This is a genomic window from Acinetobacter sp. CY79, from assembly GCF_059515845.1.
On sequence record NZ_JCAKMY010000029.1, the window covers coordinates 1 to 10,458 of the forward strand.

Below are 10,458 nucleotides of genomic sequence, written 5' to 3' on the forward strand. Positions count from 1 at the left end.
AGGTGGACATGGCACCAGACTCAGCATGATCAGTGCCGTCAGATCAAATGCACCATTCAAATTTATTCAACCTTTAGTGTTTCAAGGCTCATGTGATCGGAGTATTTTTCTGTGTTGGTTGGAGTATAGCTGGATTTAAATTTTAAGCTACATTTCTTTCAAGCCTAAATCGAGTGCTTCTTCTATTGTTTTGTCTAGACGGAAAGCTATATTTTTAACTTTGGATTTGAGCACTCACCATGCTTTTTCAATTGGATTTAAGTCTGGACTGTAAGCAGGCAAGTACATGATTCTACAGTTAAAGTCTGCGGCTAGTTTTTTGATTTCCCCGTTCTTATGAATCGAAGCATTATCTAGAATCAGCAGATGCCTTTTGGTCTTATCCTGATTATTTTTAGTCAAGTTTTCAAGTAGATATCTCAGCCATCCCGTGAACATCGCTCGATCGCATGTACCTTGAAAAACCAAAGGGTAAAGGAACTGATACGCTGAATTAGACCTCACGGCACTGATGATACTTAATCTTTTTCCATGACCACCTAATTTTAAAGCAGCGCAACGACTGCCTAGTCTAGACCAACCATATTGCGCTGTATCTGTTGTGTTTATTCCAGATTCATCAATATAGATCATCTTATCCTCCCCAAACTCTTCTTTCCATTGCGGAAGAAACCACTTAAATACCGCCCTTGTTATTTTATCGGATTGTTTATAGAGGAAACTCTTTTTTTACGTGTCCAACCAAGCCTATGAATGGCTTTTAATAGGGTTGAGTAAATGATTGGATAACCAAATTTTTGTTCAAATAAAGGAATAAGATCTTTCACTTGAGAAAATTCAGTCGTTTCAACAAAGTGTTTGAAAGCATCCATATCCTTGATTTTAGTGGGTCGGCCTGCATTGATTTTAGGCTGTTTCAATTCTCCAGTGGTGTTTTGAAGAAGAATCCAATCATCCAAAGTAGTCCTAGATATTTTAAAAGTTTTACATGTATATGATTTGTGATTGTTTTCTTCATAAAACTGCATGACTTTTTCACGTAAATCCACTGAATATATTTTAGGCATAATCTTGATCAAATGAATTTTTTATCATTGTATCCTAAAATAAGATTGCAGCTATACGATCCTACTCACATCTATAAACAAATTCTTAAAGATAAAATTTATAAAGGAGTAAAGAATACAGATACTGATATTAAAAAAATGTCTCAGATTATAGGTGGTCAGTGTAGTTTAGGATTTATCTATAATGATAAAGGTTTGAATGTTGCAGAAAAAACCGATAATTTTTTAACAGGAGGAGCTGGGTCAATATCAGCTACCATTCGAAACATAAGGCTCGGTGTAACGTCTCCTCTTGATAAAGATTTTCTTAATTTGAAAACCCCAAAAGCAATTGAAGTAGGTTATAGTACAGAGAAGCTTGATATAGATGCAGGAGCTTCGATCACTATTCCTTTAATTAAAACTCCTATCAAGTATTAGTCATGAAACTTATTTTAATATTCTCAATTTTTGTTATATGTTTCTCAGGATGTGTGAATAGAGAAACTGAGAAATCAGAAATTATTCCAGATCTATTTAAAAATTTTATGGATACTTATTTTCATGGTTATACATATGAATATCAGGACACGAATGCTCGTGCAAATCATAATTATGGAGAGCAGTATGGTTTAATTAATATTAATAAAGTTGACTTAAATACAAATGATATTAAAGGCATTTATATAAAATTAGAAGAGGGGGGGTGGCGTATAGTTGAAACTAACCATAAAAATTATGTGAATTTATGTAATGGTGAAAGGTTTTCGCTTATTATTTTCTATCCTTTAAAATGGGGTGAAAAAACGCCTTCAGGTATTCCTTTAAGCTATGACAGCATTGATGATTGGCAAATTTCTCTTTATAAAAGTGGTAGTAAATTAGTTGCGTGTAATCAAAATTCAAATGATGTTATTGATTTTACCAAGCTGTAGTTTTATCTAGATTTATTGTTCAATTTTCGATTATGACTGAAACTCTACTTTTTGAGTAATTGTAAAGGTGACAATATTATTGTTTAGTATTATAAGAGAATTTGATTGCGAGTGAATACGTGTGGCTAGAAGATTTAATCTCATTGAGTTTAAAAGGCATTATGTAGGTAAATTTAATTTTAAATTGGTTTTAATAATTTTAAGATATCTTCAAGTTGCTTAATTCGTTTCACTTCACCCCAAAGCTCTTTCGCTTCAGGGTAGTGCTTCGACATCATCCCAATCCATTGTTTATAACGTCCGACCATATTCACTTCTTTTTTATAAGGACCACTCAAAAAACGCACTTGCAGTGCGACCAATTCATCCCAAGTGATCAAAGCCTCATCGGTATTTCGGCGGATGCATTGAGTAACATCAGGTGTAGTGACCGCAGCCCGACCAATCATTAAATCTTCACATCCTGATTCAATTTGGCATTGCTTGGCATCGGTGTTGTTCCAAATTTCACCATTGGCGATCACATTAATATTTAAAGCTTCACGAATCGGTTTCAACTGATCCCAAAAAGCAGGAGGCGTGTATCCTTCAGCTTTGGTCCGAGCATGGACGGTCAGCCAAGAAGCGCCTGCATCTTCAATCGCGTGGGCATTTTCCAAAGTGAAATTGCGATCCATATAGCCCAAGCGCATTTTTGCTGAAACAGGGATATGTGCAGGTACAGCATCACGAACCGCTTTAACCAGTTCATGTACGACTTCAGGTTCGTCTAAGAGTACAGAACCACCACGATGACGATTGACAGTTTTCGCAGGACAACCAAAGTTCATATCAATCGCAGGCGCACCGAGTTGCACAGCTTTGATTGCATTGGCCGCAAGCATTTCAGGGTCATTACCAAGAAACTGTACATGTACTGGCGTACCTGCAGCAGTTTTGCCACCATTTAATAGTTCAGGGCAATATGAATGATAGACATGATCAGGCAGAACAGAGTTGGTTACTCGAATAAACTCAGTCACACACCAGTCAAAACTGCCCACGGATGTCAGTACATCACGCATAATTGGATCAGTTAAGCCTTCCATCGGTGCAAGGATGAGTTTCAAAGCAATCCGCCTGTTGAATCAAAAAACAGGGTTATACGCATTTTATGATCGGTTGTCTACTTTTATCATTGTGAGTTAATCAGGATTTGAACAGCAGATTTAGCGACCTAAGATCATTTCTAAAACAAACTTAGATCCGATAAATCCGACAGCCAATAGTACAAATCCAACGATGGTAAAACGAATCGCTTTTTGACCACGCCATCCAAAGCGATAGTGTCCAAAAAGTAGAGCACCATATACAATCCAAGAGACAATACTAAATGCGGTCTTATGCGCTAAATGCTGTGCAAAGAAATCATCAATGGTGAAGAAACCGAAGAGTAATGCCACAGAAAGTAAACCAAATCCCGTGATCAGCATATCAAACAGTAAACTTTCCATCGCTTGATAAGAAGGCAGTAAACTGACCCAAACACGATTCTTTTGCTTATTCTTAAGTTCACGGTTTTGTAGCCAAAGCAATACAGCGTGAATGGTTGCCATGAGTAGGACCGCATAGGCAGATAAGGACAAAATCACATGAATGTCTAAGGCTAAGGTATTTTGTGCAATTGTAAATTCTTTGGGTTGACTCAGGGTAAACCCTAAGATGAGTCCAAGAGCTGCAACAGGAATCCCAATGAGATTTAGTGCGATAACCGGGCGGTAGGAACTATAAAGCAAGCTGAGTAAGAGCATGAGGGCAGAGGTAAATGACATTAGACTAAAAACGTCATAATTTATGCCCATAGGCGTGGTCATATCGTGATATAACACTGTGGCATGCAGAATAAGACCCAAAGCTGAAATGATGCCAATAAACCAGTGATTTGGAGCACGCTTTGACATTAAGTGTAAAAACAAATACCAAAAAGATGTGGTATAAGCAATTAATGCTAAAATTGTGTAAACCAAAGGGAGGCTAATCATGTCAAACCTTTTTCTGGATGCAGAATATTCATGTTATGCGATATAAATTCCATGCGAACTACAGTATCCTATAGCATCTTATGCATAAATTTTCTATTTTAAGAAAGATTTTTTTGCAACAACCATTTTAAGCGGATTTTGCAATGTTTGATACCTTAACAGAACGACTCACGCAGAGTTTAAGAAATGTTACTGGCTCAGGGCAACTGACCGAAGACAATATTAAAGATACGTTACGTGAAGTTCGTATGGCCTTACTTGAGGCGGATGTTGCCTTACCTGTGACTCGTGAGTTTATCGCGAAAGTTAAGGAAGAGGCATTGGGTCAAGAAGTCATGACCCAACTTTCACCTGGTCAAGCTTTCGTTAAAATCGTCCATGACGAATTAACGAAGATGATGGGTGATGCGAATGAAACCCTTGATTTAGCGGCTAAACCACCAGTGGTGATTTTACTTGCAGGTTTACAAGGTGCGGGTAAAACGACGACTGCAGCTAAACTTGCACGCTTCTTACAAGAACGTCAAAAGAAAAAAGTAGCCATGGTGTCTGCCGACGTTTACCGTCCAGCAGCAATCAAACAGCTACAAACGGTTGCCGCTGAAGTTGGTGCGATATTCTTTGAATCAAATGCCAATGAAAATCCAATCGTGATTGCCAATCGTGCGATTGAACAAGCCAAGATTCAATTTGCGGATGTCTTGATTGTCGATACAGCAGGTCGTTTACATATCGATGGCGATATGATGGACGAAATCAAAGAGCTTCATGCAGCAATTAAGCCGACTGAAACGTTGTTCGTTGTCGATGCGATGACCGGTCAAGATGCGGCCAATACTGCAAAAGCCTTTAATGATGCCTTGCCGTTAACAGGTGTGATCCTTACCAAGACTGATGGTGATGCCCGCGGTGGTGCTGCACTTTCTGTTCGTGCGATTACAGGCAAGCCAATCAAATTCTTAGGTATGGGTGAAAAACTTGATGCCCTCGAGCCTTTCCATCCTGAGCGTGTTGCACAACGTATCTTGGGGATGGGTGATGTACTTTCTTTAGTCGAAGAGCTTGAACGTAAAGTCGACAAAGAAAAAGCCGAAAAAATGGCGAAGAAATTGCAAAAAGGCGGCAGCTTCAACTTTGAAGACATGCTGATGCAATTTGAGCAAATGAACAAAATGGGCGGTATGATGGGCTTCTTAGACAAGTTGCCTGGCATGAGTAATTCAGGTATTCAAGATGCGATTGCGCAGGCGAACCCTGAAAAGCAAGTGAAAAAAATGGAAGCGATTATTCAATCGATGACCATTAAAGAACGCCGTAATCCAGACTTGATGAATCCAAGCCGTAAGAAACGTATTGCCGCGGGTTGTGGCATGGATGTTGTTGAAGTGAATAAACTAATTAAACAACATGCACAAATGGCGAAAATGATGAAGAAGTTTGCTAATCCATCGGGGATGGCAAAAATGATGAAATCATTGACGGGTATGCAGAAAAAGTTCGGTGGTGGCAGTAACATGGGTCCACTTTTTGGCGAAACGCCGAAGAAATAATCTGACCATTGTGACAAAGAAAAGGTGCGCTAAGCACCTTTTTTCATGCTTGAGAATTCGCTATTATTTAGTTTTAAAAATTAAATTCTTTATTAGAACTAAAAATAATGAAAAAAGTATTTATTATTCATGGTTTTCAAGCTTCTCCTCAAAGTCATTGGTTTCCGTGGTTAAAGCAACAACTTGAAACTATTCGGGTTGATTGTCATGTGCTGAACTTAACTGATTCGACGCATCCTGATTATACAAAGTGGAAGCAGGATTTAAGTCATCAGCTTCAGGCTTTGGATCAAGATACGATTGTAATTGCACATAGTCTAGCTTGTATCACAGCCCTGGATTATTTGTCTTCAGCACTTCAACAGCAGAAAATAAAAGCTTTTATTGGGGTGTCGGGTTTTCAAGAGAAGCTCAAATCTTTGCCAGAGCTCAATCAATTTATTGATCAAATACATTTAAATGACAGCATTATTCGTTTGAATATTCAACAACGCTATGTGATTTTTTCAAATAATGACGTGTATGTACCTGCAACTTTAACGATCTGTTTAGGTCAGCGTATTAATGCGCAAATGATGGAAATTAAGGGTGCGGGACATTTTCTGAAAGCAGACCATTATCGAGAATTTCCTCAATTATGGGAACTGATTCAGAGCATCTTAACTGCTTAATGGAGTCAAAGAATCTTCAATTAAATTGTATTTTGAAGGCACTTCTGAAAAATAAAAAGCCACCTTAAAAGGTGGCTTTTTAACGTATTCAATCGAAGGGTGAAGAATTCAGATATCACAACGTTTTATTCGCGATCTGCATTTAACTCATTATAAATAGATTCTACGATTTCGCTTTTTTGAGCTTCATCTTCAACCAATTGACCTTCTTTGTTCCAGACTTTGTTATCAGTCACTTGGATTGATGCATCATCTGAAATGCTAAAATCAGCTGCTTTATTCCCTGTTGAGTACCACAGTTTCTGCTTCACTGTTTCGCCGTCTAGGATTTCACTTTCGAGACCAAGTTTGCCATTTTTATAGTAGGTTTGTGATGTCCCAATCTCTTCACCTTGCTCCAACGTCCCTTGGAATGAGACATTGCCATTTTCAAAATAAAGCGTGACTGGACCACTGACGTATTTGTTTTCAAAGCTGAAAAGTCCCATTGGGTCTTGAATCCAAATTGGAGAAGACTGAGGCTTTTGTGTTTTTTGGAAAAAATCTTGGACTAAGAAACGACCTTCCTGATCACGACCCAGTAAGGTGCGGTAATAACCGTCTTCAATGGGCTTAAGTGAGTAAGTTTGATCAACTGTTGATGCGCAACCGCAATCTTGCTCATTCGGAGTTTTACTAAAATATGAGATGATTGGTTGTTTAGTATTGAGTTGTTGTTGAATATTCTGAGGAATATGGTTGGATTGAGACTGCATGCTGGTACAACCAGTCAAAATTGCCGTGAGTCCAAGCATCGTGCCGCAGAGTAAATGCGTTAATTTCATTGTCGTAATCCGGTTAAGTTCTGTTGTTATCAATCATTAAAATTATTGATGATTTGAAGTGTCAGTGTGCAAACGATAGCTTTTTATAACGTTATGATGTTGCACTTGATTTCAGTATAAGTGAATTGTCTAAGCTGAATGTTGAATCCTGTTTAAAAATCACAAAAAATCAACATTCATTTCTGATTGAAAAGAATTTTCGATCCAAGAATTAATCTTGTTTGGATAGATAAAGCTGAAGCCCTTTGAGCAGAAGATCATGTTCAATCATGGGTTGATATTCTTGTAAATACCGAGCAAAAAGTGGCGCATCGCCACCAGTTAATATAAGTTGTCGAGGGGACTGCTTCATTACATTTTGAATGGTGCTGAGGAGTCCTAAAAAAATACCATGGTGTACTGCATCAATGGTATTGCGACCTGGGCAGAGTTCATTGAACGCGATATCGGGAATCTTGATGCCTTTGGTGTTTTGAATCAGTGAATTACGCTGTAGATGCAAGTTGGGTAAGATATATCCGCCCAAGTGCTGTAACCCTTCAGTTAAGTCGATAGTCAGTGCCGTACCACAGCTCACGACACATAAATTTTGATCTGCATTTGCTACAGCCAAGACTTGTAACCACCGATCGATTCCCAACTGTCCAATATCATCATAACCACATTTTAAGCCCGCATATTCAGCATGTACTTTGGCAAAACTGACAGGAATATCGAGCATTTTTAAGATTTTGATAATCCTTTCATTGTTCTTTTTATCTTGCACCGATGAAATGCCGACCTTACTCAGATTTTGATTTTTAAAATGCTGAATCAATCCCAGCATCAAGTCGGCAGGGGATTGGAGATGTAATTCAGCCGCATGTTCAATGATATGATCGTTCTCGGTGATCCAATATTTAAGTCGTGTATTTCCGATATCTAGCCACAGTTGTTTCATGATCTTTTCCAAAATACTTTAAGCATGCTTTTGATTTTAATTTTTTGCGCGTAAGCGACCCTGATAAAAACCTTGCAGTCCTTGCTCGGTCAAGATATGAATTTGACCATCATCAGAGATGCCTTTAAATGTGCCAGAAATGGTTTCATGGATCTGTTCAAACTCAACGCGCTGATCCATAAACGCAGCATAATGATTAAATCGACCTGAGAGGTTGTAACTACCATGATCAAACCATTGACCTGCTTGTTGAATAGCGAGATACAGTTCAGCAATGATCTGAATCCGATTGGGATGGTCTAAACCCAATTGAAATAATGAAGTCGCTTGCTGATCTATCCCTTCTTGAGAGACGGGTAGTAGGTTAATGCCGACACCGACAATGGCTTGATGCGTATTGATCGGTTCAACCAAAATTCCACCCCATTTGCCTTGGTCGCTGAATAAGTCATTCGGCCATTTAATTTGTAAGTTATTCAGTTTTTTTAATGCAGGAATTTGAAGAATATTTAAACCAATTTCGAGTGCGAGACGTCCATCTAAGGGGAGACGTGTTTCAAGGAGTGTACTTAAATAAATATTACCAATCGGCGATACCCACTTTCTTTGATGTTGACCTCGTCCCTGTGTTTGCTGTTCGCTACAAACTAAAATACCCTGTACATCTTGTTTCGCCAATGCACGTACTTCGTCATTGGTCGATGTGGTGGTTTGTTTAAGTAAAAGCACCTCAGGAAGTTGCTGAGCGTTACTGAGAAGTTGTCGAAGATGACGAGTCTCTAAATCCATGTTGAATCTGAGAAGAGTAAAAGATTGATGGAGTTAATCATATATTTAGCCATTGGCGCAATTGCTGGATTCACCGCAGGATTATTTGGGGTGGGCGGTGGCTTGATCATTGTACCGATTTTATTTGTGGTGTTTAGCCAAATGGGCTATGACCCGAATGTGATTATGCACATGGCATTGGGTACCTCTTTAGCCACGATTATGGTGACTTCAATCAGCTCAGTCATGGCGCATCACAAAAAGGGTGCCGTATTGTGGGGGGGCTTTAAAAACTTAGCACCTGGACTGGTTTTAGGGTCATTTGTTGGCGCTGCAATTGCAGGCATGATGTCGGGTGGCAATCTTCAATTGGTGATTGGTGTATTTGCACTTTGGGTCGCTTATCGCATGTTCAGTACATCAAAAGCAGTGGTTGATGAATCTAAGCAATTGCCATCACCCCTTGCACAAACGCTTGCTGGTGGTGGAATCGGGATTGCATCAGCGATCTTTGGGATTGGTGGAGGAAGCTTAACCGTACCTTATTTGAATAAAAATGGTGTGGTGATGCAAAAAGCCGTCGCAACATCCGCCGCTTGCGGCTTACCCATTGCTGTTGCAGGTGCACTCGGTTTTATGTTCTTTGGTGCAAAAGCACAGGGCAATATCGAAAATGCAATTGGTTATGTACATATTTATGCTTTCATTGGGATTAGTGTAATGAGTTTTATCACGGCTAAACTCGGTGCAAAAGTTGCACATGCGTTATCTGCTGCAATGCTGAAGAAATGTTTTGCTTTACTGCTCAGTACCGTGGGAATTTATTTTATATATCAAGGGCTTTTATAAGCATAGCTGTATTTTGAAATGCTCTAAAAGGCAATCCAATTGACTTTAAATTCTTAAAATTGTCAGACAAAGACATAGCCAAATCATAGCCTGTTCATATAAAAACGAAATGTGAGCTCTGCTAAGTTGAGCTAAATATAAAAATAAATAGGAATTTTATGCAATTGGAAGAGAAAGATAGCCTTTCAGAGCAAATTGCCAAACATATTAGTGAACAAATTATTAGTGGCGAATTGGTCGAAGGTGAGCGAATACAAGAACTCCGTATCGCAAAAGAGCTTGATGTCAGTCGTGGTTCAGTACGTGAAGCCCTACTTTTGTTGGAAAGAACGCATTTGATTGAGATTTACCCACGGCGTGGTGCGATTGTATCGGAGATGTCTGCACAACAAGTGCGGGCGTTATTTGATACGTGTGCATTGATCTTGGGACAAATTGTACAACGGATGAGTGAGACCTGGCGTACCCATGAAGCAGAAGCAATACAACAGTTATTGATCCATTTGATGGAGCAGGTTAAACACAGTAATACGGAGAAATTTTATGATGGGGTGTTTGAGTTTTTAGCCCAGCAAGATGATATGGTCGCCAATCCTTATCTCATGAAATTTTTTAAAGAATTGTTACCCTCTTTGCGCCGTAGTTATTTTTTAACGTTGAATACCTCTAGACGCGAACTTCAAGATGCTTTAGAACTGATTAAGTTAGTGATTGATGCAATTTTGATCCGAAAATCACAACAAGCCACTTTATTTATGGACGATTTTTGCCGACACTTGCGCAACCTAGTGTTAGAGTCATTAACACGGATGAAACAAATCGAATTAGCTTGGGCGCGGAGATCGCGCAGATAA

The 10,458-nt window shown here is 39.0% G+C and carries 13 protein-coding genes; 6 read left to right on the forward strand and 7 right to left on the reverse strand.

Annotation, left to right across the window (positions count from 1 at the left end; translation table 11 throughout):
• Positions 1-234 precede the first annotated feature (234 nt).
• Together AC5YCE_RS12135 and AC5YCE_RS12140 are read right to left on the reverse strand one after the other, a co-directional pair.
• Entirely contained in the window at positions 235-696 is a 462-nt protein-coding gene (locus AC5YCE_RS12135; protein WP_496172243.1) for an IS630 family transposase, read from the reverse strand.
• Positions 693-1,067 carry an IS630 transposase-related protein gene (locus AC5YCE_RS12140; protein WP_496172214.1) on the reverse strand — a complete coding sequence of 125 codons (375 nt, stop codon included), beginning with the start codon at positions 1,065-1,067 and terminating at the stop codon, positions 693-695. Before AC5YCE_RS12140 ends, AC5YCE_RS12135 begins: the two co-directional genes overlap by 4 nt.
• 12 nt (positions 1,068-1,079) lie before the next feature.
• On the opposite strand from AC5YCE_RS12140, the gene AC5YCE_RS12145 reads away from it, so the two are divergent.
• Both AC5YCE_RS12145 and AC5YCE_RS12150 read left to right on the forward strand, forming a co-directional pair.
• On the forward strand, positions 1,080-1,487 hold the full coding sequence (locus AC5YCE_RS12145; protein WP_496172215.1) for a hypothetical protein: 408 nt from the start codon (positions 1,080-1,082) through the stop codon (positions 1,485-1,487).
• Positions 1,488-1,489: 2 nt separating this feature from the next.
• A complete protein-coding gene (locus AC5YCE_RS12150) occupies positions 1,490-1,981 on the forward strand; it encodes a hypothetical protein (protein WP_496172216.1) in 492 nt (163 codons plus the stop codon).
• A 179-nt stretch (positions 1,982-2,160) separates the two neighbouring features.
• On the opposite strand, the gene AC5YCE_RS12155 is transcribed toward AC5YCE_RS12150, so the two are convergent.
• Together AC5YCE_RS12155 and AC5YCE_RS12160 are read right to left on the reverse strand one after the other, a co-directional pair.
• On the reverse strand, positions 2,161-3,090 hold the full coding sequence (locus tag AC5YCE_RS12155) for a tRNA dihydrouridine synthase (protein ID WP_496172217.1): 930 nt from the start codon (positions 3,088-3,090) through the stop codon (positions 2,161-2,163).
• Between the two features lie 99 nt (positions 3,091-3,189).
• Positions 3,190-4,002, reverse strand: a complete 813-nt coding sequence (locus tag AC5YCE_RS12160) for a cytochrome C assembly family protein (RefSeq protein WP_496172218.1) — start codon at positions 4,000-4,002, stop codon at positions 3,190-3,192.
• Between the two features lie 143 nt (positions 4,003-4,145).
• On the opposite strand from AC5YCE_RS12160, the gene ffh reads away from it, so the two are divergent.
• Positions 4,146-5,552, forward strand: coding sequence for a signal recognition particle protein (ffh, locus tag AC5YCE_RS12165; protein ID WP_496124423.1), 1,407 nt, complete (start codon positions 4,146-4,148; stop codon positions 5,550-5,552).
• A 107-nt stretch (positions 5,553-5,659) separates the two neighbouring features.
• Positions 5,660-6,223, forward strand: a complete 564-nt coding sequence (locus AC5YCE_RS12170; RefSeq protein ID WP_496172219.1) for an RBBP9/YdeN family alpha/beta hydrolase — start codon at positions 5,660-5,662, stop codon at positions 6,221-6,223.
• A 125-nt stretch (positions 6,224-6,348) separates the two neighbouring features.
• Here the strand turns inward: AC5YCE_RS12170 and AC5YCE_RS12175 are convergent, their stop codons facing one another.
• The 3 genes from AC5YCE_RS12175 to AC5YCE_RS12185 form a co-directional block, all read right to left on the reverse strand.
• Positions 6,349-7,047: a toxin-antitoxin system YwqK family antitoxin gene (locus AC5YCE_RS12175; protein WP_496172220.1), complete on the reverse strand. Its 699-nt coding sequence runs from the start codon at positions 7,045-7,047 to the stop codon at positions 6,349-6,351.
• A 211-nt stretch (positions 7,048-7,258) separates the two neighbouring features.
• The gene (locus AC5YCE_RS12180; RefSeq protein WP_496124426.1) at positions 7,259-7,987 is read right to left on the reverse strand and encodes a type III pantothenate kinase; all 729 of its coding nucleotides are present in this window, start codon (positions 7,985-7,987) and stop codon (positions 7,259-7,261) included.
• Between the two features lie 36 nt (positions 7,988-8,023).
• Positions 8,024-8,776 carry a biotin--[acetyl-CoA-carboxylase] ligase gene (locus AC5YCE_RS12185; protein ID WP_496172221.1) on the reverse strand — a complete coding sequence of 251 codons (753 nt, stop codon included), beginning with the start codon at positions 8,774-8,776 and terminating at the stop codon, positions 8,024-8,026.
• Positions 8,777-8,803: 27 nt separating this feature from the next.
• On the opposite strand from AC5YCE_RS12185, the gene AC5YCE_RS12190 reads away from it, so the two are divergent.
• Together AC5YCE_RS12190 and AC5YCE_RS12195 are read left to right on the forward strand one after the other, a co-directional pair.
• Positions 8,804-9,604 carry a sulfite exporter TauE/SafE family protein gene (locus AC5YCE_RS12190; RefSeq protein ID WP_496172222.1) on the forward strand — a complete coding sequence of 267 codons (801 nt, stop codon included), beginning with the start codon at positions 8,804-8,806 and terminating at the stop codon, positions 9,602-9,604.
• A gap of 158 nt (positions 9,605-9,762) precedes the next feature.
• Positions 9,763-10,458 (forward strand): GntR family transcriptional regulator, encoded by a 696-nt coding sequence (locus AC5YCE_RS12195; protein WP_496172223.1) that lies wholly within the window; start codon positions 9,763-9,765, stop codon positions 10,456-10,458.

Bases quoted from the DNA above. Each gene is read 5' to 3' on its own strand.
- AC5YCE_RS12140 (WP_496172214.1), bottom strand. From the start codon at position 1,067: ATGCCTAAAATATATTCAGTGGATTTACGTGAAAAAGTCATGCAGTTT.
- AC5YCE_RS12145 (WP_496172215.1), top strand. From the start codon at position 1,080: ATGAATTTTTTATCATTGTATCCTAAAATAAGATTGCAGCTATACGAT.
- AC5YCE_RS12150 (WP_496172216.1), top strand. From the start codon at position 1,490: ATGAAACTTATTTTAATATTCTCAATTTTTGTTATATGTTTCTCAGGA.
- AC5YCE_RS12160 (WP_496172218.1), bottom strand. From the start codon at position 4,002: ATGATTAGCCTCCCTTTGGTTTACACAATTTTAGCATTAATTGCTTAT.
- ffh (WP_496124423.1), top strand. From the start codon at position 4,146: ATGTTTGATACCTTAACAGAACGACTCACGCAGAGTTTAAGAAATGTT.
- AC5YCE_RS12170 (WP_496172219.1), top strand. From the start codon at position 5,660: ATGAAAAAAGTATTTATTATTCATGGTTTTCAAGCTTCTCCTCAAAGT.
- AC5YCE_RS12175 (WP_496172220.1), bottom strand. From the start codon at position 7,047: ATGAAATTAACGCATTTACTCTGCGGCACGATGCTTGGACTCACGGCA.
- AC5YCE_RS12180 (WP_496124426.1), bottom strand. From the start codon at position 7,987: ATGAAACAACTGTGGCTAGATATCGGAAATACACGACTTAAATATTGG.
- AC5YCE_RS12185 (WP_496172221.1), bottom strand. From the start codon at position 8,776: ATGGATTTAGAGACTCGTCATCTTCGACAACTTCTCAGTAACGCTCAG.
- AC5YCE_RS12190 (WP_496172222.1), top strand. From the start codon at position 8,804: ATGGAGTTAATCATATATTTAGCCATTGGCGCAATTGCTGGATTCACC.
- AC5YCE_RS12195 (WP_496172223.1), top strand. From the start codon at position 9,763: ATGCAATTGGAAGAGAAAGATAGCCTTTCAGAGCAAATTGCCAAACAT.